Genomic DNA, 25641 nt, shown 5'->3' on the forward strand with positions numbered 1-25641 from the left:
ACACTCGCCCATGTTCAGTGGAATGGAACGCTGGCCCGCCGATCGGTTTCACCTGCCGCCCGAGGCGACCCGCGAAGTGGCCGCACCGGCGCTCGTGGTCTTCATGGACCATGTACGCGACAACATCACCCAGGCCCTTCACGTGGTGGGCGGCGACGTGCGCCGCTGGCGACCCCACCTGAAGACCACCAAGATGCCGCTGGTGTGGGATGAGCTGCTGCGCACGGGGCTGCGCTCCTTCAAGTGCGCCACCACGCGCGAGGCCCGCGTGCTGCTGGAGGAGACCGCCGCCCGCGACCTGCCCGGCGTCGATCTGCTGGTTGCGTATCCTCACCGTGATCTCGCGCTCAGGCGGCTGGGCGATCTGGCCCGCGCTCACCCGCGCGCCCGCGTGTCGGTGATCTGCGAGGACGAAGCCATCGCCCGATCTGCTCCGCCCGAACTGGGCATCTTCGTCGATGTCAACGTGGGCATGCACCGCACCGGCGTTCCCATCGAATCAAGGGACGAGATCGTGCGGATCGCCCGCGCCGCCGGCGCCGCTTCCGGGGGCCGCTTTCGCGGGATTCACGCCTACGAAGGCCACATCCGGGGCGGCACGATCGACGACCGCCGCGCCCGCACGCACGCCGCGCTGGATCAAGTCGCCCGGCTGGCGGATGACCTCGTCGCCGCCGGGATGTCCGTGGGCGAAGTCATCACCAGCGGCACGCCAACGCTGGCCCATGCCGCCACGTCATCCTGCTGGACGCGCGCCGGGGGGCCGTTCTTCAGCGCGTCGGCCGGCACCGTGGTCTTTCACGACTTCGGCTACCACGACATGCTGCCGGAACTGTCGTTCACGCCCGCGGCGTTGGTGCTCACGCGCGTCATCAGCCGCCCCGCGCCGAACATCGCCACCTGCGACGCCGGATCCAAGTCCATCGCCGCCGAGTCGGGCGACCCCTGCGCGGTCGTGATCGGCCGAAGCGACCTCGCGGCGCTCAAGCCCAGCGAGGAGCACCTGCCGCTCGAAGTCCGCGGCGGCGCCGCGCCCCAGCGCGGCGACCTGCTGCTGCTCGTCCCCCGGCACGTGTGCCCCACGGTGAACCTGCACGAGGAAGCGATCATCATCGACGGCGGCCGCTTCGCCGGGCTGGCGCCGATCTCCGCGCGCGGGCGCGAGCGGCCGTTGGCAACCGGCTGACCAACGAGCCACAACCATGAGGAAACGGGAATCCACCGCTTCCTCACGGGCGCGGCTTATTGAATGACATTACTCATTGAACAACCGAATCTGCACGTTCACGAACTCGAAGTCGTCCAGGTCGCCCATGTCGTCGGACGACTGGATGACCAGTTCGTTCTCACCCTCGAACAGGAGCCGGATGTCGAACGGCGCCACGAACTCGCCGTAACTGCCGTCGCGCGGCGAGCGGTTGAGCCGCGTGGGCAGCACCCGACCGTTGAGCCGGATGCGGTTGCCCGCCTGCGCCCCCTTGACCAGCATGCGCAGCTCGGCGCGGCGGTAGTTGGGCGGCAGTTGCTCCGGTCCCACGCGGAACACCACGCTGTACACGGCTCCCTCCGCCGCGCGCTGGAACTGGCTGTTGATCGATCCCTCGAACCGGTCGTTGCCCAGGTGATGGACCTCCGGCACCTGCTCCAGCGCGATGATGTCGGACGTGAGCGGTTCGAGCGCGAAGTCACGCTCCAGCACCTGCCCGCGCAGCGCCTCGCCCTGGGCGGTCATTGACAGCGGCGCGAAGCCCGGCCTGGCCGCCGACAGCGCGAAGTGCTCGGGCATCTCCGGCGACTGCAGCGCATAACGTCCCTGCCCGTCCGTCCGCACCTGCAGCGCCTCGCGCCCGGGAATGTCCAGCGTCACCACCGCGCCCGGCAGCGGCTTGCCGTCGGATCGACTCGTCACCACGCCGCGGATCGTGCCCACCGCGTCGATGGCCTCGTCCGGGTTGGTGAGCGGGTCGTAGCGGTAGTAGACCTCCAGGCACAGGGCGGCGATGGCGGTCTGGTAGACGCGCCCGCCGATCTGCGACCATTGATCGTTGGGATCCCAGCTTCCCGTCGCTGGCCCGCTGCGATGCTGACTGGACAGCAGGGCGTTTTTGAGCGCCGCGTTCCAGCGATCCCATTCCGGCCCCTGGTGGTGGAACATCGCCAGCGTGCCGTAGTACCAGTAGTAGGTGTCCGGCGTGTTCTCCCAGTCGGGCAGGTTCTCCAGCAGGAAGAGCGCGCTGCCCGCCTGGGCGCGCTCCTCGCGATGAGCGCCCAGCAACTGGCGGATGAACATGCCCTCCGCCGTCATGGCGTTGGTGTACTGCCGGCCCGGCTGATAGGCGTATCGCCCCGGCAGCGTGGGGTGGCGGACCGCGTCCATCCACCGATGCACGTGCGTGAGCGCCTCGGCGGGCACGTCGATCCTCGCCCGCCTGGCGCTGGCCAGCGCCATCACCTGCCAGCCGGTGACCGAGGTGTCCCCGAACTGCCCCGGCGCGTAGCGCCACCCGCCCAGTTCGCGGTTGCGGGCCTGGACCACGAAGTCCGTCGCCCGGCGCGCCGGGCTTTCGAGCCAGGGATCGCCCGTCATGGCGAAGGCCTCGGTGAGCGCGATGGTCACGATGCCCTGCGTGTACATCGTCTCCTCGGAAAGGAAGCCGCCGTCCGGCGCCTGTCGATCGACCAGCCAGCGCAGGGCGCGGGCCACGGTGTCGCGGTAGGGGCCTTCCCGCTCGTGGGTGTGATCGGCGCCGAGGAACGCCAGCACCGCCAGCCCGGTGAGTGCGGCATCAATGCGCGCGTTCGACTGCCCGCCGCACTGCTCGCACTTGGCGTCGAACCCCGATGCGCTCCAGCGGCCGTCGTCGCTCTGGTGCGCCGCCAGCCAGCGCAGGGCGAGCTGCACGGCGTTCTCCGTCTCCTGGTTGCCGCCCAGCCGGTCGAGCAGCGACTCGCGACGGTCCGCCCCGCGCTGCGACAGCGGGTTGTCCACCGGGGGGCGCTCGGAGGGCAGACGCAGATCGTTCATGATGCGGTCGATGCCCGGCAGGTCCGCGACGACCAGCGCCAGAACGGGCGGCATCGACACGGCGTCCGATGACGCGGCATCGCTGGTCGCCATCGCGCCGTCTGTTGCGAATGACGACTCGGGGGCGGGCACGCGCCGGTCGGATGGGTCGATGCGCGTCGTCCGAGGCGCGGCGGGACCGGCGATCCGGCTCCATGCCGACGCGGCGCGGCGTGTCGCCGCCTGCTCCGGCGTGATTGACGGTCCCGCCGACAACTCGTCGTTGGCGGCTGGTTCGATTGCCGTTTCATCCAGTCCTGGCAGAGCAGTCGCCAGCGCCGGCAGGTCGAGCAACGACGACGCGACATCGCGCCGCGGGGACGATTCCGGCCTTGTCGAGGCGGACTCGGATTCGTCCGCCCGAGCCAACGAGCCGGTCGCGGCCCGCTCCGCAGACGCCGCGTCAGTCGCCACAATGGTCGCCTCGGCGGTCGGCGGATTGTCGCCAACGCCATCTTCCGGCGCTCGACGGCTCGCAATGTGCTGAGGCGCGGCGACGACCGTCGTCTCCGCGGCCAACGCACCCTCGGGCGCGGGCTGTGCGACGGGCAGCGCCACGGCGATCTCCATCCCAGTCCGCGGCACGTCCGACGCCGCACCCGTCGCGGGAGGCCGGGATGCTTCGGGGGCATCGGCCTCTCGCGATGCGGCGTCACCGACAATCGCGGATGAATCGCCCTCGCGCCGGTTCGACGCAGGCGCGACCGCCACGACCTCGCTGGATGGCGGCGGGACGGCTGGCTTCGTCGCCGTGACTTCGCCGGCGCGTTGTGACGCCGTCGCCGATTGCGCCGCGATGCGCGTCGTCGGCTCGGCGACGCTCGACGGCTCTCCCCGCACCTCGCGCGGCAGCGCAACCGCGGCGTCCATGATGCGCGGCAGGTCCGCCGCCAGGGTCGCCTCACGCGCGGCCTCCTCGATGGGCGCCGCCTCACGCGGAGAGTGCTGGCCGGCGAGACTGGTCGAGGTCGCTCCGTCGCGGCGCTGGGCCGGCGCGGGCTCCATCGCCGCCGTCGTCGGGTCGGCGGTCTCCACTGCGGGCGCCCGTGTTTCGGCGCGGTCAGTCGCTGGCGACATCGCCACGTCGCCAGCCGCCACTTCCACGCGGCGTTCCTCGTGATGCGCCCGCTCCGGCTGCATGGGCAGCGCCGTCGGCGCGTCCGTCAACGCGGGCGGCGCCTCGGCGTGCGTCACGAATCGCTCGATGACCTCCGTCGTTGGCGCTTCCCGCGTCGCGGGAGGCACCTGCGAGGCGTCGGTCGCGGGGCGGCGCGGCTCGATCGCCGCCGTCGCCGAAAGCATGGGCATCGGCTGGAGGAGCGGCGACTCGCTGGGCCGCTCGCCCCCTTCGGTCGGCTGCTCGGCGTCGATTGAGACATCCGTCAGCCCCCCGCGAATCTGGTTCGCCACTGACTCGGCCGCCGAGTTGGACGTGATCGCCACCCGCACAGACCCGTCCTTCATGCGCTGGGCGATCGTGCTGGTCACGCCCCACACCGTCAGCAGCAGCATGATGAGCAGGTGCGCCAGCAGCGACGTGAGCAGACACTTGGCCAGCAGCGACAGCCGCCGGAACTGCGCCCGCCGCATGAAGTGCAGCAGCGCCAGAACCAGCAGCAGGCCCAGCAGCGCCAGCAGCAGGAGAGGCCAGAGTTCCGACCACAGGCCGGCCCAGTCGATCCGCGCGGCGAAGGGGTCGGTCTCGGTGAACACCTCGCGCGACAGGGCGCGATGCAGATCCGAATCCAGGTCCGTCTCGGCGACGGAACCGGCGGCAATCCGGGGGCGGGGACGCGCGGAGGCGAAGAAGAGCGCGAAACCGCCGAAATCCACCGCCGGGTCGAGTTCATCGCGGAACGTATTGATCGCAGCGCCGAGGTTGCGGGCCGGCAGCACCGCCCCGCGCACCACGCGCGAGCGATACAGGTCGAACCCGCCGAAGCCGCCCGCGCGATCAGACGCGAAGTAGAGGAAGTCGCCCGGCGGGCTGAGCGCGGGCGAGGTCTCGTTGGCGTCCGTGTTGACCGCGTCCACCGCGTGCGCCGCGCCCGGCCCGTCGGCCAGCAGCGACGCGACGAACAGGTTGTAGTCGCCCCCCCGTGCGCGCGGGTCGCCTTCATCGAGCGGCGCCGTCGGGTCCACGGCCCGGGGCCGGTTGGAGGCGAAGTACATCGCCATCCCGTCGGAGGTGGGCGCGGGGCCGTACTCGTTCCAGCGCGTGTTCACCGCGGGGCCGAGGTGCATCGGCTCGCCCCAGCCGCCATCGCCCTCTCGGCGCGCGACCCACAGGTCGTATCCACCCAGCCCGCCGGGTCGGTCGCTGGCGAAGAAGAGCGACTGCCCATCGGCGCTCATCGCGGGGCTGATCTCATCGAATCGCGTGTTGACGCCGTTGATCGGCGTCGGCTCGGTCCAGCCATGCACCGTGCGCTGCGTCACATACAGGTCCGCGCCGCCGCCCGGCGCGCCCCGCACCAGGATCATGGTCATGCCGTCCGAGGAAATGGTCGGCCCGGCCTCGTGCCGGGCGGAGTTGACCAGCCCATCGACGGGCAGCGCCGGCTCCCACAGTACGTCGCGCGTGGTGGTGGAGCCGATGGGCACGCGGATCGACTGAGCGTCGGTGTAGAACGTGTGGTCGCGCTGGCGCTTCCACCACAGCCCGCCGCCCACGACCGCAGCGATGGCGAGCGATGCGAGCACGAACCACAGGATGCGTCGGACGATGCGCATGCGTGAATCGTCGGAACGGGACCGCTAGTCGGTGACGGGCACGGTGTCCAGATAGGGCTGCTGCACGCCCGCGCCCTTGCACAGATCGAGCACGCGGGCCACGTGCTGGTACGGCGCGTCACGGTCGCCTCGAACGGTCACCTTCTGCTCGGGGTTCTGCTGCACGGCCTGGATGATGCGCTGTTGCAGGTCCTCCGGCGAAATGACCGCGCCGTTGAGGATGATCGTCCCCTCCCTGTCCACGTTGATGACGATGTCGCGCAGCGCCGCGCTGATGGGCCCGCCGTGCGCCGCATGGGGCAGGGCGATCTGCATCTCCCGCTCGGTCTGGTGGAAGGTCGTCGCCACCAGGAAGAAGATGAGGAGCAGGAAGACCATGTCGATGATGGGCGTGAGCTCGACCGCCGCGCCCTGGTCGTGGCCGAAGTCCGCGCGGATCATGCCCGTGCTCCTGTCGTCGCCGTCGCGGCCTGGGCCGCCTCGATTCCACGTCCCGCGTGCTGACCGCTGATTTCCGCCTTCTGACCCCTGCCCGCGGCGCCGTTCTCCGACGCCGGCGCGACGACCGACTTCGACTCGGCGCGCCGGGCGGCGTACTCGTCCACGAAGTTCACCGTCATCTCGTCGATCTCCATCACCAGGCGCTCGACCTTGGAGACGAGGAAGTGGTAGAAGATGAGGGCGGGAATCGCGACGATCAATCCCGCCGCCGTGGTGACCATCGCCTGGTAGATGCCCGCGGCGAGCAGTTCCGTCTTGCCCAGCGCCTCGCCGCTGCGCGACACCTCGGCGAAGGCCTGGATCATGCCGAAGATCGTGCCCAGCAGTCCCAGCAGGGGCGAGACCGAGGCGATGACCGACAGCGCCCGCAGATTCCTGCGCAGGCGCAGCACCTCGCGCTGGCCCGCCTCGACGATGTGCTTCTCCAGCAGTTCGGGCGATTCGCCCAGTCTGCGGATGCCCGCCGCGAACACGTTGGCCACCGGGCTGCCGTTCCTGCGGCAGTAGTCGATGCCCTTCTGCCGATCGCCCTCGGCGAGCGCCTTGCGCAGCCCCGCGAGAAAGCCAGGCGGAATGACCGAACGCCGCCGCAGCGTGATGAGACGCTCCACCAGCACCGCCAGCCCGATGAGCGAGCACAGCCCGATGGGAACCATCAGCGGTCCGCCCTTCTGGACGAGATCCCACACGGTTTCCACCGCGCCCGCTGGAGCCGGCGCGGCGAGAAGCAGAGCGGTGAGACAGGTGACGCTGGTCACGATGGGAGCTCCAGTTGAGGGAACAGAACAATCCTGATGGCGCCGGCGGAATGCCGGCGCCACCGGAGAGGTGGATTGCACGCGCTCATCGCCCACCCCCTGATCCGCCGCCCCGTCCCGGCAGGTCGGGCTTGCTCAAGGCGGCCAGGCGGGCCGTCGCCAGCTCCGCCCAGCGGGTGCCGGCGTGCTGGTCGCGCACGGCCTCGAACTGCTGCCGCGCCTGACCGACCTGGGCCATGGCCTCGAAGCAGCGGCCCGCTTCGTACAGCGCCGCGGCGCTCCACTCCGGGTAGGCGTAGAGAATGTCCACCTTGAGCAGTTCGCGGGCGGCCTCATCGTACTTCTTCTGCGCATAGAGGCATTCGCCGATCTGGAACTGGCTGCGCGCCGCGGTAGGGCCGTCGTGCTTCTCGATCACGGCGCGGTACGAGGTGATCGCCTCGTCAAATCGACCCTGATTCTCCATCGCGAAGCCCAGGCCGAACCGCGCCTGGAACCAGACCTCTGATTCGGGAAACTCGCGCAGGAAGCGGCTGAACGCCTGTTCGCTCTCCTTCCACGCCTGCAGCGCGGCGTGGGCCTCGCCCAGCCGCAGCAAGGCGGGAGCACGCAGCCGCGCTTCCTCCGACTCCGCGGCCCTGGCAAGATGCGCCGCCGCCTGCCTGTGCTGCCCGCGGCGGAAGTGCGCCTCGCCAGCCAGCAGCCGCGCGGACGGCGCGAGCGAGCTCTTCGCATGCGACTTCAGGAACGCCTCGAACGCCCTGGCTGCCGCTTCATCCCGGCCCAGTTCGTACAGGCACGCGCCGAGCCGGTACCCGGATCGCTCGCCCAGGTCGCCCGGCAGGTCGGCTCGCTCCGCGATCGGCTCCAGGAGCGCGACGGCCGCGTCGTGTCCGCCCGCGCCGGCTTCGAGTTCCGCCAGCTCCACGCGGGCGAACAGGTCCAGCGAATGTTCGCGCTGATCCCCGAGCATGGCGCGATAGGTGGCGGAGGCGCCCTGCACGTCGCCCGTCTCGCGCTGCGACCAGGCCTTCTCGTAGAGCAGCGATGTCGTGACCTGGTCATCCAGCGAACGCGCCTGCTCGCGCAGCACGCGGTCAATCTGCTTCAGCGCCCCGGCGTGATCGCCGCCTCGCGCCGCGCACAGGGCCACGTTGGCGCTCGCCATCGGCGCGCGGGCGTGCCCGGGGGCCTGTTCGACGAACCGGGCGAAGGCGCGCCCCGCCTCGTCGTATTTCGACTGAGCCATGAGCGCCTGGCCCTGCTGGAAGAGTGCTTCGTGCTTCAGTTCCTCCGGCGCGTCCAGACCGGCCAGTTTCGCATAGTGCATCGCGGCCTCGTCGTACCGTTTGCCCCGCATGGCGATGGCGCCAAGATGGTTGAGCGCATGGGCGGCGAACCGGGACGCCTCGCGGCTCTCCAGCACGCGCTGAAGCACCTCAACCGCGTCGTCATCCCGCCCCAGCACGACCAGCGACTGCCCGCGCTCGAAGTTCGCCTGGGCCGCGTGCGGGCTGCTCGGATGACGTTCCAGCAGCCGCTCGAACGCCTGCAGCGCGGTTTCGTGCAGGTCGCGCCGCTGGCGGCACAGCCCGATGGTGATAAGCGCATCATCGGCGTCGGGTGCATTCTCGTCGGCGGAGAGGTACTCGCTGGCGCGGGCTTCCGCCGGCTCCCACTCCTGACGCGCGAAGTGAATGTCCGCCAGGTCGAGCAGCGCCGAGCGGTACGCCGCCGGCGTCTTCGCACCGTTCACCACGGCGCGCAGATGCTCCTCCGCCCGCCGGGGGTCGTTCAGCCGCACGTATGCCGTGCCCAGTCGATAGCGCGCCGCGGCGACCTGCCCGTCGCCGGGCCGAGAAGCGATGAACTTCTCAAACCGCGCCGCCGCCTCCCGGTGATTGCCGGACAGGAAGGCGTTCTCCGCCATCAGGAACTCGATGGCGGGAAGGAGCGCGTGCTTCGCATGCTTCTCGATGAACTCCCGCCCCAGCGCGTCGCTGGCCGCGTACTCCCGCCGCTGGTGATCGATGATGGCGGCCAGGTGCAGCGCGTCCGGCGCCAGGACGTGCTTCGGATGGGCGGCGCGGAACTCGGCCAGCGCCGCCTGCGCCGCGTCCGCGTCTCCCGCGCGGTGCAGGGCGACCGCGCGGTCATATCGCATCTCGGCCAGCATGGCGCTCTTCGGATGCCGCGCAATCGCCTGCTCCAGCCGCGCCGCGGCCTGTCCGGGCTGATCCTGCCGCAGTTCGCACCGGGCGGTCCACCACGCCGCGCTGTCGGCGAGCGCCTCGTCCGCCTCGACCGCCTCGGCGAAGCGCGACACGGCCTTGTCGTATTCGCCCGCGTCGTAGTGGACGCGCCCGCGCTCCAGCAGCGCCAGCGGGATGACGGGATGTTCCGCGTGATCCTTCAGCACCCGGTCGAGCAGCGCCGCGGCGTCCCGGGGCTTCCCGTCGCGGCGAAGCAGCCCCGCCAGTGAGTACATCGCCTCCGGGGCGAAGGCCGGGTCATTCCGCCGGATGACGCGCTGATACTGCGCCGACGCCGCCTCCCACTGCTCCGCAGCGTGCAGCGCTCGGGCGTGCAGCAGCGACGCGCGGGCGGCCAGCTCGCCATCGGGAAACGCCCGGACCATCGCTTCGTACCGCCTGGCGGCGTCCGCGTGGCGCTCCAGCGCCGTCTCCGACAGACCCGCGAAGAACTCCGCCCGCTCGCGTCGCGGTGAATTCGTCCACTTCGCCGCCATCACGGCCGCGGCCTCGATGGCCCGCTCGTGCGCCGCGGCTCGCGAGTGCGATTCCACCAGCAGCGCGCAGGCCGCATCCGCCTGGGCGTGCCCCGCGTGTCGCTTCACGACCACGTCGAACGCCGCCGCCGCGTCGGCGTAGCGCTCCTGGATCATGCGGCACTGGCCGAGCAACAGGCACGACTCCGCCGCGAACTCAAAGCGCTCCAGCCCGATGAGCGGTTCGAGCTCGCCCGCTGCCTCGTCGATCCGGTTCTGACGCTGCAGCGCCACCGCCAGCCCGTATCGCGCCACCGGCGCCTTGGCGTGCGTCGGATGCGCGGCGAGGAACTTGCGGTACTCCTGCTCCGCCAGGTCGTGCATGCCCCGGTTGAGCAGCCCGTTGGCGCTGTGGAAGTCACGCAGGGTGGCGGCGTCATCCTGCGATGCAGCGCACCTTGCCGCGGCGTGCGCATCGAGCGCGGGCCACGTCACCGCCGGAGCGAGAAACACCAGCGGCGAGGCCGCCGCCCATACGCGATGCACACGAGCCATGGTCACACTCCCTCGAGACCGGACGCATCATCCCACACGGGCCGCCCACCGGCCACCCCGCACCCACGAGATTGTCAGGTTTCGCGACGCCAAGCCGACGGGCCGGGCCGGGGCGCGCAAAACGCCACGGCGCGGTTCTGAGCAGGCCGCGGCGAGGGGTGCAGTCGTGTCCCCCATGCAGGTTGGGGGGTGGGGGAGGACACGTGTGCGGCCCCGGCCCGTTGGCCCGTCGATGCTCTCACGTCACAGGACGCCTCAGCGGCCGCCCTCCTTCGCCATCTCGGACAGCGCCTGCTCGACCCGCTTGATCTCCGCCTGCAGGGTCTTGAGCTGGGCCTCAAGCGACTGGCGGGCGGCCTGGGTGCTTCGCACCGCCGCGTCGGTGGCGTTGACGCGGGCCTTCAACTCCGTCACGCGGGCGATCTCTTCCGCGCGCTTCTCGGCGCCGGCATCCCGCAGCGCCATCTCCGAGCGGCGCAGTTCCTCGATCAGGGCGCCCCGATCGCCTTCCAGCGACGACGCCTGGTCGCGCAGCGTGATCCGATGGGCCTCGATTTCGGCGGCGGCCCGCGCCAGTTGATCGTGGTGGGTCCGCAGCCGCACGTCGCCTTCAGCGATCAACTCCTTCTGTCGGGCCAGTGCGGCGTGGTCGCGCGTCAGCGACTCCACGGCGGCGCGTTCCGACTCCAGCTGACGCGAACGCCGGGCGGCCACGTCGCGCAGCCGCGCCGCCTCGGCCTGCTCCAGCGCCGCCATCTGGCCGATCACGGCCTCCATCCGGCGGCTCTCCGCCTCCGCGGAGCCGGAACTCGACGCCTCGGGATGAATCAACTCAATGAACATGCGGAAGATGCGGTGCTGACCCTCGGTGGCGTGAACCTCGATGGCGTCTTCTCTGGGCGCCACGCGCACGGGCACGTCATCGCGGATCATCAGCTCGACGAGCTCCTTCAGCTTGCCCTTGGGCAGGCGATACGTGCGCGCCAGAATGGGGCCGTCGGCGTTGAACAACTCGGCGGCCGTCGCAACCGGCGACGTGGCGAGACCCCCGCCCCCAGGCGCCTGACCCGCGCGCGGCGCCTGGGCGGTGGTCACCGCGCCCCCCGGACCCTGAACGCCCGGCGGCAAGGCCAGCGGCGCGGGGTGGCCCGGATGGGCCGGAGCCGCGGTCGTCGCCATGCCCCCAGGCGCAGCGCCGGCGCCGCCGTGCGACCGCACGGCCGTGGGGGCCATCGGCGGCTGGGGTGCGGTCGCGCCGCCCTGTCCGCGCGGCGCTGGTTCCGCAGGCGGCACGGGACGCATCGGCGGCGCGGAGGTCGTGACGCCTCCCACGACGCCCTGCTGACCGGCGTGAAGTCGCTCGACCGCCTGCATGAGCCGCTCCAGCCGCTCCTCGAGCCGGCGCAGCCGCGCCTCCACGTCGTCATGCGCCTCGGCGGCCTCGCCCATGAAGAACAGTTCGGCGGGAATGGGATACTCAAACGAGCCGGTCTCCGGCGCCGCGGCGCGCTCGCGCATGAACTGCTCGAACGTGCTGTCAGCCGACGCGGGCGAGCCCGCCCCGGGCGCGGCCTGAGCAGCGCCGCCGAAGAACGCGGGCACGGGTGACGCAAGCGTCGTCGTCGGCCTGGCGTCCTTGAGCGACTTGCCCTCCTCCGGCGGACAGGCGGCGATCGGCGACACCAGCAGCCCGGCGGCGGTGAGCGCTCCCGCCAGGGCGACGCCCCGGATCGAACGACGCGGAACGAACTCTCGTGTCATCACCATCGTGAGTCTCCTTGCGAAACGTCGAGCGCGGGGCGTCGCCGTCCCCAGGCCCACGGCGGGCCCGGCGAGCGGCATCGCGCTCAGGTACTTCCGTGAATCGAGCAGCGCCTGCGCATACGCCCGACGACGCGCCGGCTGAAGATGCGTCACCCAGGCGTCGCAGCACAGGTCGGCCTCCTCCCGAACCTGACGCCTCACCCACCACGCCAGCGGATGCCACCAGAACACCACCCCCACCACCAGGTCGAACCAGCACACCCAGTGGTCCAGCCGCCTCAGGTGCGCCAGTTCGTGGCAGATCACCGCGTAGCGGCCCGCCCCATCCAGTTGCGACCACAACCCCGCGGGCAGCACCAGCACGGGGCGGCGACCGCACCACATCATGGGAGACACCCGGTCCGACACCATCACCACGTCCGGCGGCAGGCCCAGTCCCACGTCACGGGCGGCGCGCTCCACCATCTGCCGCACGCTCCGACACGCGGGCACGCCACGTCGAACCAGACGCGCAATCGCCAGAACCCGCACCAGCATCACCGCCACCATGATGGCCATGCCCGTGATCCACGCCGGCGCGGGCACGGGGGGCAGCGCGGCGACGGCGTCGCGCACCGCCAGCAACGAGGCGACCCCGCCAGGCCGCGAAGCATCGCCCGTCGTCGGCGCGGGACGCCAAGCGTCGGAGGACGGCTGAACACTCGACGCGTCCAGTCGCGGAGAGGCGACGACAACCGACGACGGCATCCGCTCCGGCAGCGCGTCGGACGCCGGTTCCTCACGGACGGCGGCGTCCGCGGCGCGCGATGCGTCCACCGCTCGGCGAACGACCGGCTCCACGATGCCCGCCAGCCAGAGGGAGTCGGCGGGCTTGAGCACGCGGCGTGCGGACGGCGATGGGCTCTCCGCCGCCGCGTCGTGCGATCGGCTCATCACCGGCGACGACGCGTCACTCTTGCGGCCAGGCGTGATCAGCCGGGTGAGGGGCGATTCGGACGCGGGCAAGCCGGGTCGCGGCGCCGACTCGCGCTGCGGGGTCTGGGTCGCGCGGGTCGTGGATTGATCGACCGGCGCGACCGTCTCTTCGTCGCGCGGGGCGCGGGCGACGGTGCGCTGGTCATTCGCATGGGTCGCGCCCAGGTACGCCGCCGGGTCGCGGCGCGCCTCGTGGGGCAGCCAGCCGACGACGAAGGACGGCGCCAGGAACATGGCCAGCACCGCCAGCCAGATGAGATGCCGCGTGGAAGGCCGAGCCGGGAAGACGCGGCAGACAATGATCGCCAGCAAAGCCACCGGGATGATGCCCAGCGCATTGAGCCAGAGTTGGCCGAGCGAGAAATCGGGCATGGTCAGCCGCCCCTTCCCTTCTTCCGTCGCTTCGTCTGTTCATCCAGACGGTCGATGAGCGACTGGAGCTGGGCGACTTCCTCGGGCGTGAAGGTGCCGGTCTGCATGAGCTGCAGCACCAGCGGACAGGCCGATCCGTCGTACAACTCGTCGATCAGGGCCTTCAGCCGGGAGTGGCGCACCGTGTCGCGCGGCACGGCGGCGCGGTAGACGTGCGCCAGGTCGGACTTGTCGCTGACGACGTAGCCCTTCTGCGCGAGCCGGGTCAGAAACGTGAGGACCGTGGTGTACGCCACGGTGCGCCCGCGCCGGTGCAGATGCGTGAGCACCTCGCGCACCGTGGACGGGCCTTCATCCCAGAGGATGGTGAGGACTTCCAGTTCGGCGGGGCCGAGGTCGTGCTCCGGCTCGCGTTCTCGTTCGCGTGGTGGCATGATCGTCCAGACCTCCTACGACTGTCGGAGGACATCCTACTACGAAAGTCGTAGTCGCTGCAAGAGGTTTTCCGGAAGATCGCCGGAAAGTTTCACGGGACAGATGGAAAGATGGCGTGCGACAACCCATCCGCCGCAATCCGGATTGAAACCTGGCGAGCATCGCGGCATCTGGAGACATGGAATAAGGGAGGTCGTTCAGTCGCTGGTTGCGGAGAGCGTCTGGCTTTGACTCAACTACCCGATTCACCTGTCTTGCCGCTCCTGGCGGCCAGTCATCCACAAACCATCCACACCATTCCACATCGAAATGGAGCATCACATGAAGATTCGTCCCCTTCTCGTCGCCGGAGTGCTCGTCGGGGCGGCTGGCATGACCGCGTTGACCACTCAGCCCCGCGTCGAAGCAACGACCGCGGCGGTCGCCGAGTCGTTCTCCACCGACCCGGTGCATTCCAGCGTGGTCTTCCGCGTCGGACACCTGGGTGTGGCGGTCTTCTGGGGCCGGTTCAACGAGGTGTCGGGCACGTTTTCGCATGACGCCGCCAGCCCCGGCGCGTCGTCGTTCAGCTTCACCGTCAAGACCGCCAGCGTGGACACCGGCAACCAGCAGCGCGACCGACACCTGCAGAGCGCGGACTTCTTCAACGCCCGCGAGTATCCGGAGATCACCTTCAAGAGCACCAGGGTCACGCCTGCGGCGACCAACAAGCTGGAGGTCACCGGCGACCTGACGCTCCACGGCGTCACGAAACCCATCACCGCCCAGATCGAGATTCTCGGCGCGGGTGAGACGGCCCAGGGCTACAAGAGCGGCTTCGAAGCGACCTTCACCATCAAGCGCAGCGACTTCGGCATGACCAAGTACCTCGAGAACAACGCCGTCGGAGACGAAGTGCGGATCATCGTCGCCATCGAGGGCAAGCGCGGGTGAGGTGGGGCAAGGCATCAGCATCAGGCATTGGGCATGAGGCACTGGGCACTGGGCACTGGGATATAGGCAGTGGGGTCCGGGGCTCTTCGCTTCGCCCCGGGCTTGGCCCGGGGGCTGGTGCGGCAACAGAGTCGCGCCCCGGTGCCACGGTACGGCGCCAGCCGTTCCGTGGTGGTGCGTCCGATGCGGGGCCGACGGCACGCCTCTCGGCGTACCGTGGCACCATTGACTCCTGTCAACGGCCCTACTGATCTCTGACCTCTGATCTCTGACCTCAGACCTCTTCTCCTTGCTCTCCTCTCCCCATGACAGAACAACTGATCCGCGAAGGTCTGCTCGGCGTGGGGTTGCCGCTCGTCGTGGCAGGCGCGATTCTGGCGCTGGCGTGGCGCGTGTGGCGCGCCCGCGCCGGATCGCCGGCGGCGCACTCGTCCGCCTGGGCGGGGGCGCTCGCCTTCGGCGCGGCGATGATCGCTTCGCACATCGCGCTCAACGGAGGAGTCAACCAGAAGTGGGAGCGCGTGGTCTATCTGCTCATCGCCGCAGGAGTCATCGGAATGGCCGCCGCGGCGGCACGTTGGACGCTGACACAGCGCGCCAAACACGCCGCAACGACCACTTCTGAATCGGTGTGCGCGGGGGCTCGCCCGGGCGACTGGCTGGCGTGGGTCATCGCCGCGATGCTGACGGGTGCGGCGGCCCACTTCGTGATGGCCGGCATCTTTCAGGATGGCGATCCGACCTGGATGCGAATTGCGGCTGCCGGCGCGCCCGTGGCCTTCGCCCTGATCATGCAGCCGCTGGCACAGCGGCGGCCCGGCGCGACCCTTCCCGCCGCGCTGACGCTCGCCTGCTTCGGACAGGCGGGCGTGCTGGTGCTCAGCGGAAATCAGACGTTCGCGCTCATCCCCGCATCCCTGGCCGCCGCGTCGATGGCGGCGGTCCTGGTCGGAGGCGCGGTGGCGCTGCGCGGCGGAAGCGTCTCAATCGGCTCTGGCGCCATGCCGCTGGCGAGCGTCGCACTCACCATTCCGCCGGTGCTGGGGCTGCTGTGGGTGACGGGCCTACCCATCGCTTTCGCGTGGGCGGCGGGATTGGTGGCCTTCGCGCCCGCGATGCTGTGGATCGGCGAGGTGGGGTCCATCGCCCGTCGAGGCGCCCTCACGCGATTCCTGATACGGCTTGCTTTGGTCGCCCTGCCCATCGCGGCCGGCCTGTTGCTGGCGAAGGCGAACGCCGAGACGGATGTGTACTTCGGGTGAGGCCCGCAGGTGGCGCGCCACCCGGGCCGCCGCGTCACCCTACGCATCGATCGACGCATCCGCCTCGCGAACCGCCTGACAGAATGCGCGGATCATCGCAGCGTCCTTCCGCCCCGGCGCGCTTTCCACGCCGGTGCTCACGTCCACCGCGAAGGGCCTCACCGCGCGAATCGCCTCCGCCACGTTGTCGATGTTCAGTCCGCCCGCCAGGGCGATCGGCTTGCGGATCTCGTCCCGCATCGCCGCCAGGGACGTGAAATCCCACGCTTGCCCGCTGCCGGGCCGACTGCCCTCGACCAGCAGCAACTCGATGTGCGTGCATCCCGCCCATTGACGCACCGCCGACGATGAGAAGCGGAACCCCTTGATCAGGCGACGGCCGCGCGACGCCTGGCGGGCGACCCGCTCGTCCTCGTCGCCATGAAGCTGCGCCCACGGCGAGAGCGTCTTCCACTGCTCAAAATCCGCATCGACGCCCTTGCCGGAGAGCTGAAACACGCCGACCGCGGTCACGAAGGGCGGCAGCGAGGCCACGATCTCGGCGGCGCGGTCCAGCGACACGCGGCGCGGCGAGGAGGGCGCGAAGACCAGGCCGATGGCGTCCGCTCCGCAGGCCACTGCGGCGGCGGCGTCCTCCACCGTGGTCAGACCGCAGATCTTGATTCGCGTGCGGGGCACGGAGGATTCCTTGTCGTCGGTTGCTGGAGTCCGCTCCCTGACGGTCGCGGCTCGCTGTGAATGATCGCGGCTCGCTGACATCATTCGCGTGTCGCCGTCATCGGTCGGTCCGTCAGTTCACGTCAGCTCCGCGCGCAGCTGCTCGGCCATGGCGCGCTCGTCGTCACTGCGCAATCCAGTGGCGGCCCGGTCCAGCAGTTCCCTGGCTCGCGCGGCGTTTCGTAGACGCCGGGTGTAGATAACCGCCAGCATGAGCCGCACCGGATCGGCCTCGCGCGAGGTGGGGAAGGCGCGCAGCAGATTCTCATAGGCCCGCGCCGCGTTGGCGTAGTCGCCCTCGTGGTAGAGCTGGTTGGCGACATCCAACTGCCGCCGCTCGGGCAGCACCGCGTCGGGCGCCAGGGCCAGCAGCGTGCGGAAGCGCGCCGCGGCGGCGGGCATGTCGTGCCGCTCGATCAGGCGCAGCACCTCCGCCCGCGCCGCGGCATGCTGCTGCTCCTCGGCGGACATGGGTCCGGCTTCGCGCCGGCGCGACATCCGCTCGGCGGAATCGGCCCTGGGCGCGTCCCACACGCGGGCGTCCGGCGCGGTGGCGGCACGGAACTGACGACGACGACGCATCTGCTTGAACAGAAAGAACACGTCCATCTCCTCGCGCGTGAGCACCCGCGCCGCCAGCAGCCCGAAGCACACGCCGAAGCCGTACACGTATCCCGCCAGGTGCGCCGCATAGGCCACGTTGCCACCCGCGCCCAGCAGCGATTCGTTGGTCTGGCGCAGCAGGTCCACCACGAAGTAGAACAGGATGAACCACGCCGCGGGAACGTGATAGAGCCCGATGATGAAGAAGATCACCAGCACGCGGATGCGCGCCCGCGGGAACAGCGCCAGGAACGCGCCGCTCACGCCCGCGATCGACCCGCTGGCTCCGATCACCGGCGCCTGGGGGTTGAATGCTCCGTGCGCCAGCGCCGCCACGACGCCTCCGATCAGGTAGAACGCCAGGTAGCCCACGCGCCCCAGGCGGCTTTCCACCGCGTTGCCGAACACCCACAGGAAGAGCAGGTTGAACAGGATGTGACCCACGCCCCACGGATCGTGGATGAACTGGTAGGTGATCAACTGCCACGCCCTGAACTCGCCGGGGTGGTAATGCCCCCATCGCGCCACCGCGTCTCGCTCGAACCAGCCGAAGTACGCGCCCGCCAGTCCCGCCAGGTAGACCAGCAGGTTCACCATCACCAGGGTTTCATTGATGACCGGGCGCCGCTTGGGCGGTCGATCCGTGGAGAGCGGAATGAACATGACGGCGGAAGTGTAGGAGCGGGAGCCGCGCCTCCCGTCACACAATCCATCGAGCGAGGCGCCGATTGACCTCTGACGCCTGCGCAGCGATTCGCCCGTCAAGAACACCGGCGACACTCCTCAGAAATGTCGCCGGTGCGTGAGATGGGGCCTCGGTCGCTTGATCGCGCTGTTCACGCGCGGCGGCGGCCGCGGGCAAGCAGGCCGGCGCCGGTCAGCAGGGCCAACGCGCCGGGCGCGGGCACGTCGCCCACGCGGATCGTGAAGGTTCCCACGCCGCTCAGGCCGTTGAGCGAGTACTCGGTCACGGTCGCGGTCATGCCGCCAATGGTGAACGAAGTCTCGCCGTGGTAGGGACCGTCAGGGCTGAAGCCGCCCCAGGTGTTGACGAACACGCCCTGCGCCGGGAAGGCCAGCTGGTTCTGGGTGTCACGGTACACCACAAGGTGGGGCATGGCGCCGTTGGGACCGGGGAAGTGATTGGCGTTGTCGCCGAACCACAGCCCGATCGCGTGGTCGTTGGTGACGTTCGCCCAGATCTGGAACGTGAACAGGTTGTTCCCCGGCTGAAGCAGGAACGTGGTGCCGCGCGGCGTGTTGTTGATCTTCATCTCCGCCGAGACACCGTTGGGAATGTTCTCGAACTCCCAAGCGCCCCCGGCGTTGGACCCGTTGTTCGGGTTCACGATCCAGGCATTGGCGGAAGTGAGATAGATGTCCGCCTGAGCCGCCAGCGAAACCGAGGCGGCCAGGACCATGAGGCCGCCGTGGATGATTCTCCGCATGATCTTCTTTCTCCTTGCTCTCCAAGCGTGGGGGCGATGGTATGCCCCCATACTCGCACCCGGTAGATGTAGCATGTCAGTGATGGACTCTGACAGCGAACCCATTCAGGATTGATGAATCCCCGGATCGCCGCCATAGATGAATCTGGAATCTATTTTTATAGGACATTGACTCCCGCCGCTCGGCCACGACTGACCTTCCCGCGATCGGATTTGCCCGTCAATCGGACTTCCGCTCGGTCCCGGCCGGGCCCCTCTTGATCCCGTACAATCTGCTCATCATGTCACGAATCCCTCTCGTCCAGGTGGTGGTCGCCCTGGTGTGGCCATCGTCGGTCCTCGTGCTCCCCACGGGGCAGGAGCCGCCTCAGACCACCGTCATCACCGTCTCGCGGGACAACACCGTCATCACGCGATCCGCGACGGTCAGCATCGCGGACGCGGCCATCGCCGACGCGGACGGCGACGGCGTGATCCACGTCGCGGCAGACGGCGTCACGCTCGACTTCCGAGGCGCCATGCTCAACGGCGCGGCGCGCGGGCGCACGCCCGATACCTTCGCGGGCGTCGGTCTGCGCATCACGGGCAAGAACGTCACCATCCGCGGCCTGAGCGTGCGCGGGTACAAGGCGGGCATCCATGCGACCGGCGCCGACGGGCTGACCATCGAGGACTGCGACCTCTCCGGCAACTTCCGCCAGCGATTGCGATCAACCCCCGCCGCCGAGGACGGGGGCGACTGGCTCTGGCCTCACCGCAACGACAACAACGAGTGGCTGACCAACTACGGCGCAGGGCTGTACGTGGAGGACGCGAAGAACGTCACCATCCGCCGCGTGCGGGCGCGGGAGGGGCAGAACGGCATCATCCTCGATCGCGTGACCGACTCGAAGGTGTACGACAACGACTGCTCGTTCCTCTCCGGCTGGGGGCTGGCGATGTGGCGGTCGAGCGGCAACGTCATCACCCGCAACGCCTTCGACTTCTGCGTACGCGGCTACAGCCACGGCGTGTACAACCGCGGACAGGATTCCGCCGGCATCCTGATGTTCGAGCAGTGCTCGGACAACCTGATCGCGGAGAACTCGGTCACGCACGGGGGCGACGGCATCTTCGGCTTCGGCGGGCAGGACGCCCTGGGCGAGCACTGGCTCAACGCCGAGCGGGCGCGGCTTCGCAAGGAACTGGGACGCGACAACGTGGATGACGCGGTCGTCTATCCGGCCGACGTGATCGAGCGGGCGAGGAGAAACGGCAACAACCGCAACCTCATCATCAACAACGATCTTTCCCACGCGCCGGCCCACGGACTGGAGATGACCTTCTCCTTCGACAACCGCATCATCGGCAACCGCATGGCCGACAACGCCATCTGCGGCATCTGGGGCGGCTACTCCCAGTCCACTCTCATCGCCGGCAATGAGTTCATCGAGAACGGCGAGATGGCCTACGGCCTGGAGCGCGGCGGGGTGAACATCGAACACGGGCGCGACAACCTCATTCTCGGCAACACCTTCCGCGGCAACAAGGCGGGCGTTCACCTGTGGTGGGACGCGGATGACGGGCTGATGCTCTTCCCCTGGTCCAAGGCCAACGACCCGGCGATCACCCCGGGTGAGGATGGATCGATTCCGCTCGCCGCCCGCCCGCCCGCGGGAGCGGACGGGGCGTCGCGCATGCTGCCTTCGATCGACAACGTGGTCGCCGACAACCTGTTCGAGGGCGATGTGCTGGCGGTGCATCTGCGCGACGCCGACGCCACGGTGCTGCGGAACAACCGCTACACGCAGGTGGGCCGCGCACTGGACGCGTCCAACTCCGATGTGCGCAGCGAAACGGAGCGCGATCTGGAATGGACGAGGCCGGACTACACGCCCCTTGGCGAAACGCAGCCGGTGGGCGCGCGGGCGTCTCTGCGAGGGCGCGAGCACATCATCGTCACCGAGTGGGGGCCGTACGACTGGGAGAAGCCCTACCTCCAGCGTCTGGCTGACGCGGAAGGCGGCGCCCACGTCTATCGCCTGCTGGGGAAAGAACCGATGTCCCTGCCTCCCCGCGCCGTGGGCGACGTGGTCGTGACGCACGAAGGCGACGGCGCGAGTGAGCGGATCGTCGTTTCACCGGCCAAGCCCGGAACGATTGCCGCCTACACGCTCAGCGTCCACACCGAGTCGGACGTGCTGACGCGGGATGGCCTGCTCATCGCCACGCGCTGGAGCGTGAAGTTCTTCCCGTGGACCATCGACCCGCGCGAGAACCTCGACGGCTGGCACAATGAGGCGGCCTTGCACGCCGTCACCGCCGAAGTCGGCGCCCTGGACCTGCCTTTCGGCATGGGCGGACCAAGCAACTTGGCGTCGATGCCCCAGAACATCCGCGACGCCAGACTGGGCGGCAACCGCTTCGGAACCATCGCCACCACCACGCTGACCTTCCCGGCGGGGAAGTGGCGGGTCATCACCCGGTCGGACGACGGCATCCGTGTGTGGGTTGGGGATACCTTGTTGATCGACGACTGGACCTGGCATGGCCCCACCGAACACCGGGGCGAGATCGCCTTCGACCGCCCAACCGAAGCCGCGATCCGCGTCGAGCACTTCGAGATCGACGGCTACGCCGTGCTATCCCTGCGGCTGGAACGAGTGGATTGAAGCCCAAAAAGTCCTATAACCGCACACTCTGATCCCGAGGCGTTCGCAGGTCGAATCCCACTTTTTGTGGGAGCGATCTGAGAACCGTCCGCTCTTGCCCATCTTCCCAGCGATCCATGTGTCTAAGGCATGGATATTCGATAAGTTACGAAACTTCTATTGCGGATGCCGCCTGTCGGGGTTAGACTGTCGGTGCCTCAGGGAAGTCCTGAGGGCGTGATTTCGGAACACAGACCAAGTGCCTCGGCGGGTGGGCCGGTGTGCGGACACCACGTCGAGGTTCGCTACTTGACCGGGGTCGGGCTGGAAGGCCCTTGTCCCCCTTGGAGGAAAGACATGAGAAACAGCATGCTGCTGGCCGCTGCCGGGCTGGCCATGGGTGTGGGGAGCCACGCGTTCGCCGCGGATAGCGGCAATCGCCGACTGAACGGACCCGAGCGAACGACGGCGTTGCCGGCCGCCAAGACGCCGTACCGCATCGCGCGGGTCATCGGGCGCGACAAGAACGGCATGCCCATCCCGGGCCCGTGGCACGCCTACCGCCCCAACCGCGCGGACGGGCAGACGCTCATCGAACTCTTCGACCATTACGAGGGCTCGACCTTCTGCACCGTGGGCATGATTCCCTTCCCGCCCACCGATGGCGCGGTGCTCGGCGGCTTCGGCGACTCGTGCGCCGGCCTGACCGAGTGCGACAACGTCGGCTTCCTGCAGACTGGCCGCTGGTTCCTCGGCGCCACGTTCCGCGCCAGCGGCTACATCGGCAAGGTGGAGACGCTCGCCCAGGGCATGAACCCCACCGCCTTCGACCTCGCCCTGGACTGGTTCGAGCTCGGCAACTCGGGCACCGCCGATCCCTGCGGCGACACCATCGACCGTCTGGTCATTTTCATTTCGACCTACGACGAGACCGTCGGCGACCTGATCGACGGCGTGACGCCGATCACGCTGCAGAACCTCGAAGACGGCTTCGTGGACGGCGTTCTGCTGGACTTCGGCGCACAGGGCGCCGCGCAGCTTCCGGCCCGGTTCGTGTCGCAGGTCTTCCTCGATCCGAACCTCGACCCGGACCTGCCCATCGAGATGGTCGAGGGCGGCGCATGGGAGATCTCCTTCGTCGACGCCACCCTCGTCGGCAACGAGCTGCAGCTCAACCGCTTCAGCGCCAACAACCAGGCCACGCTGTGGCACTCCAAGGACGCCGCCGGTCAGGGCAGCTCCAACGGCTTCCTCGGCATCGACGGCGACGGCACCGCCACGCTCTGCACCAATCCCGATCGTCTCAACGGCACCTACGAGGCCGATGAGGTCGGCGAAGAGGACTTCGGCACACCCTGCCCCACCCTGCTCACCGCCGCCGTCGGCTTCTACGGCGAGCCCGGCTCCACCGGACCCGTCTGTCCGGACAGCTTCACCCGTGTGCGCGGCCTGCCGATCGGCGGCAACCTCGCCTCGCTCTGCACCAGCGATGACAACCACCTGATCACCCGTCCCGACGTCTTCCGCACCAGTGCGGTTCCGCCCGTGCAGATTCAGCTCGACTTCACCTCCACCGACCAGAACCCCCCGGTCCTGCGCCTGGTGGTCGAATCGGCGGCCAACGTCAACAACATCTCCCAGCGCGTCAACCTGTTCAACTGGGATACCCAGGCGTACGAGCTCATCGCCACCAACGTGCTCACCCAGGTGGACACCACGCGCGAGTACCTGATCTCCACCAACCCCGGCCGGTTCGTGCAGGACGGCACCGGCGCGGTCCGGGCGCTCATCCAGTGCAACTCGCTGGCCTTCTCGATCGCACCGATCTGGCAGTACCGCATCGACCTGACCCAGGTGTCGAAGAACCAGTAATCCGGTTCCTCGATCCCCCACGGGTCGCACCCTTGGTTCACTCGCCGCAGGCCCCGGAGACGGGGCCTGCGGCCTTCCCGGCGGACCGGCGTCTGAGCACCGCCCCCCGTCCATCCCGACGCTGACCTGCGTCCGACACGCTTCCCTGTCTGGATTGCCACCCGCCGCGTGCTATTCTTTCCCTTCCCCTGAAATCCCCGATCTCCCCTTTCCGGCCTGAGTGAGTGCCCGCCATGACCACCGCCGTCGATGCCGCCGCCGTCACCTCCACCGAGATTCCCAATCAGGTCGTCATCGAAGACGCCGGTCCCGCCAAGAAGCGGCTGACCATCACCATCCCCGCCGAGTCGGTCAACGAGAAGATCGACGACTCCTTCAGCACGCTGGCGGGCGAGGCGGCGCTGCCCGGCTTCCGCAAGGGCAAGGCCCCGCGCAAACTCATCGAGCGGCGTTTCGGTTCGTCCGTGATGCAGGAAACCCGCAATCAGCTCATCGCCGACGCCTACTCCAAGGCGCTCGAAGACCACAAGATCAAGGCCGTGGGCGAGCCCGAGGGCGATGACCTCAAGGACGTCAAGGTCGAGCCGGGCAAGCCGCTCACCTTCTCCGTGGAGGTGGAAGTCGCCCCCGAGTTCGAACTGCCCAACCTTGAGGGCGTCAAGATCCGCAAGCCCGTCGTTGAAGTCACCGACGCCGACGTGCAGGCCGAACTCGACCGCCAGTGCTACCGCTTCGGCGAGCCGGAGGAGCTGACCGAAGCCATCGGCGCGGGCGACCGCATGCAGGGGCGCGCCCTGGTGACGAAGATCGAGGACGGCAGCGTGGTGGAGGATCTGGCCGAGGCCGTCGTCGCCATGCCCCTCACCGAGGACGACAGGAAGGGCCACGTGCTCGGGCTGTTCCAGGAGGACATGTTCGCCCTCTTCGGCGGCAAGAGCGTGGGCGACACCGTCGCCCTTGAAGCCACCATCTCCGAGACGCACGAGCGCCCCACCCTGCGCGGGCAGAAGATCAAGGTGGAGTTCACCATCAACCGGGCCGTCCGCGTCAAGCGGGCCACGCCCGAGGGGCTGGTGGAGATGTTCGGCATGGACTCGGTGGACACCGTGCGCAACGAGATCCGCAGCGCCCTGCAGCAGCGCGCCCAGCAGGAGCAGCAGGCCGCCATGCGCGAGCAACTCGCCGAGCACCTGGTCGCCACCATCGACTTCCCCCTGCCCGAGAAACTCTCGGCCAACCAGGCCCAGCGCGTGCTGGAGCGGGCCCGGCTGGACATGCTCTACCGGGGCATCTCGCCCGACGAGGTGGAGGTGCGCGTCGCCGAGCTGCGCGAGTCATCGGTCGAGGAGGCGCGGCAGGGGCTGAAGATGTTCTTCATCCTCTCGCGGCTGGCGGAGCAGATGTCGATCGAGGTGTCGGAGCAGGAGATCAACGGTCGCGTGGCCATGCTCGCCGCCCAGCGCGGCGTGCGCCCCGAGCAACTCCGCGCCCAGCTGGCCCAGGAAGGCCGCCTGCAGCAGATCGCCCTGCAGATCCGCGAGCACAAGACCCTCGACCGCGTCCTCGAAAAGGCCTCGGTGGAGGAGATCAGCGCCGCCGACTGGAACAAGCTCGTCGAGCAGAAACGCGCCGAACGGACCGGCGGCGCCAAGCCCGCCCCCAAGGGCAAGGGCGGAGGCAAGGCGAAGAAGTAGGCGGACCACCCGACACGCAACTGCGTGCCGCGGCTCTGTGAGCCGTGCGAACCGCAAGCCCCCGGAGCACGGCCGATACGGCCGTGGCACACGTGTCGGCGACGCGCGTGCCCGCGTGCCACGGCTCTGTGAGCCGTGCGAGCGGTCCGAGGTGATGATTGACGCGGCGACGACTGGAGCATCGCCGAGCATCTCACCGCCACCGCTATGATCCTCGGTCCTCATGCGCCTCCCCACCGACGCACCGGTTCCCGCGATCCTCGCCGACTCGACCCAATCCTGGGGCGACGTGGCCCTGTGGTCGGCGGTGCTCTTCCTGCTGCTCTGCGCTGGCATGGTGGTCATCATCTTCGTCCGACGGGGCGTGCAGCGGACGACGGGCGAGAGCGACACGCCCGACGGCTTTACCCTGCAGGGGCTGCGCGACATGCACGCTCAGGGGCTGATCGACGACGCCGAGTTCGAGCGGGCGCGGCAGGCGATCATCGAACGCGTCAAGTCCCGTCCCGCGGCGGACAACGAAAGCGCCTCGACCAAGCTGCTGCGCGAGCTCCGCGAGCGACGGGACGACGCGTAAGCGATGCGCCGCAGGCCGCA

The 25641-nt window shown here is 69.3% G+C and carries 16 protein-coding genes; 7 read left to right on the forward strand and 9 right to left on the reverse strand.

Going from position 1 to position 25641, the window contains the following annotated elements; all coding sequences use genetic code 11:
- The first annotated feature begins 10 nt into the window (after nt 1-10).
- Nucleotides 11-1186 (forward strand): alanine racemase, encoded by a 1176-nt coding sequence (locus HRU76_05315; GenBank protein QOJ17036.1) that lies wholly within the window; start codon nt 11-13, stop codon nt 1184-1186.
- Between the two features lie 69 nt (nt 1187-1255).
- Here HRU76_05315 and HRU76_05320 read toward each other — a convergent pair whose 3' ends face one another.
- The 6 genes from HRU76_05320 to HRU76_05345 form a co-directional block, all read right to left on the reverse strand.
- Nucleotides 1256-5797 carry a PD40 domain-containing protein gene (locus HRU76_05320; protein ID QOJ17037.1) on the reverse strand — a complete coding sequence of 1514 codons (4542 nt, stop codon included), beginning with the start codon at nt 5795-5797 and terminating at the stop codon, nt 1256-1258.
- A gap of 24 nt (nt 5798-5821) precedes the next feature.
- On the reverse strand, nt 5822-6238 hold the full coding sequence (locus HRU76_05325) for a biopolymer transporter ExbD (GenBank protein ID QOJ17038.1): 417 nt from the start codon (nt 6236-6238) through the stop codon (nt 5822-5824).
- On the reverse strand, nt 6235-7056 hold the full coding sequence (locus tag HRU76_05330) for a MotA/TolQ/ExbB proton channel family protein (protein ID QOJ17039.1): 822 nt from the start codon (nt 7054-7056) through the stop codon (nt 6235-6237). The genes HRU76_05325 and HRU76_05330 overlap by 4 nt, the downstream gene beginning before the upstream one ends.
- 85 nt (nt 7057-7141) lie before the next feature.
- A complete protein-coding gene (locus HRU76_05335; protein QOJ17040.1) occupies nt 7142-10339 on the reverse strand; it encodes a tetratricopeptide repeat protein in 3198 nt (1065 codons plus the stop codon).
- Between the two features lie 255 nt (nt 10340-10594).
- Complete coding sequence (locus tag HRU76_05340; protein ID QOJ17041.1) at nt 10595-13450, reverse strand: hypothetical protein; 2856 nt, start codon at nt 13448-13450, stop codon at nt 10595-10597.
- A gap of 2 nt (nt 13451-13452) precedes the next feature.
- Complete coding sequence (locus tag HRU76_05345; GenBank protein ID QOJ17042.1) at nt 13453-13884, reverse strand: BlaI/MecI/CopY family transcriptional regulator; 432 nt, start codon at nt 13882-13884, stop codon at nt 13453-13455.
- A gap of 322 nt (nt 13885-14206) precedes the next feature.
- Here HRU76_05345 and HRU76_05350 point away from each other — a divergent pair, with 322 nt between their 5' ends.
- Both HRU76_05350 and HRU76_05355 read left to right on the forward strand, forming a co-directional pair.
- Nucleotides 14207-14818, forward strand: a complete 612-nt coding sequence (locus tag HRU76_05350; GenBank protein QOJ17043.1) for a YceI family protein — start codon at nt 14207-14209, stop codon at nt 14816-14818.
- Between the two features lie 305 nt (nt 14819-15123).
- Nucleotides 15124-16080, forward strand: coding sequence for a hypothetical protein (locus tag HRU76_05355; GenBank protein ID QOJ17044.1), 957 nt, complete (start codon nt 15124-15126; stop codon nt 16078-16080).
- A gap of 39 nt (nt 16081-16119) precedes the next feature.
- Here the strand turns inward: HRU76_05355 and HRU76_05360 are convergent, their stop codons facing one another.
- From HRU76_05360 to HRU76_05370, 3 genes are all read right to left on the reverse strand, one after another.
- Entirely contained in the window at nt 16120-16839 is a 720-nt protein-coding gene (locus HRU76_05360) for a phosphoribosylanthranilate isomerase (GenBank protein QOJ19105.1), read from the reverse strand.
- Between the two features lie 36 nt (nt 16840-16875).
- A complete protein-coding gene (locus tag HRU76_05365) occupies nt 16876-18063 on the reverse strand; it encodes a rhomboid family intramembrane serine protease (GenBank protein QOJ17045.1) in 1188 nt (395 codons plus the stop codon).
- Nucleotides 18064-18236: 173 nt separating this feature from the next.
- Complete coding sequence (locus tag HRU76_05370; protein QOJ17046.1) at nt 18237-18848, reverse strand: hypothetical protein; 612 nt, start codon at nt 18846-18848, stop codon at nt 18237-18239.
- 281 nt (nt 18849-19129) lie between these two features.
- Between HRU76_05370 and HRU76_05375 the strand changes: the two genes are divergently transcribed.
- The 4 genes from HRU76_05375 to HRU76_05390 all read left to right on the forward strand — a co-directional run bounded on the left by HRU76_05375 (nt 19130) and on the right by HRU76_05390 (nt 25621).
- Nucleotides 19130-21499 carry a right-handed parallel beta-helix repeat-containing protein gene (locus tag HRU76_05375; protein ID QOJ17047.1) on the forward strand — a complete coding sequence of 790 codons (2370 nt, stop codon included), beginning with the start codon at nt 19130-19132 and terminating at the stop codon, nt 21497-21499.
- Between the two features lie 336 nt (nt 21500-21835).
- Nucleotides 21836-23350, forward strand: coding sequence for a hypothetical protein (locus HRU76_05380; protein QOJ17048.1), 1515 nt, complete (start codon nt 21836-21838; stop codon nt 23348-23350).
- 233 nt (nt 23351-23583) lie between these two features.
- On the forward strand, nt 23584-25044 hold the full coding sequence (gene tig / locus HRU76_05385) for a trigger factor (protein ID QOJ17049.1): 1461 nt from the start codon (nt 23584-23586) through the stop codon (nt 25042-25044).
- A gap of 223 nt (nt 25045-25267) precedes the next feature.
- A complete protein-coding gene (locus HRU76_05390) occupies nt 25268-25621 on the forward strand; it encodes an SHOCT domain-containing protein (protein ID QOJ17050.1) in 354 nt (117 codons plus the stop codon).
- The last annotated feature ends 20 nt before the right edge of the window (nt 25622-25641 follow it).

The sequence above is a fragment of the Phycisphaeraceae bacterium genome (genome assembly GCA_015709595.1).
In the GTDB taxonomy this organism is placed as follows: Bacteria; Planctomycetota; Phycisphaerae; order Phycisphaerales; family SM1A02; genus CAADGA01.